We start from the raw sequence: 315 nt of genomic DNA, 5'->3' as shown, positions 1-315 counted from the left end.
AGCTACGGGGCACGTTTCTTGCCACGTATTGGGGAAATGGTCGTGATTGACTTCTTTCAGGGGGACATTGACCGTCCTTTTGTGGTGGGACGTATTCATGAAGCACAACGCCACCCAACCAAATTCGATAATGCTGGACAACTGCCTGAGACCAAAAAACTGGCAGGCATTAAATCTAAAGAATATCAGGGGCAGGGCTTTAACCAGCTGCGCTTTGATGACACCACGGGACAAATCAGTGCCCAGTTGCAAAGCAGTCATGCGGCAAGTCAGCTTAATTTAGGCAAACTCAGCTATCCTAAAGACCATGCAGAA

At 48.3% G+C, this 315-nt stretch carries 1 protein-coding gene; it reads left to right on the top strand.

The window, feature by feature from the left end; translation table 11 throughout:
• Positions 1 to 315 (top strand): type VI secretion system Vgr family protein (locus AC6CHI_RS16150; RefSeq protein ID WP_498122508.1); only part of this gene is annotated, 315 nt, incomplete at both ends.

It is taken from the genome of Acinetobacter sp. GQ146 (assembly GCF_059758585.1).
Note: the sequence above shows the minus strand (reverse complement) of the source record. Positions and strands in the feature narration are given on the sequence as shown.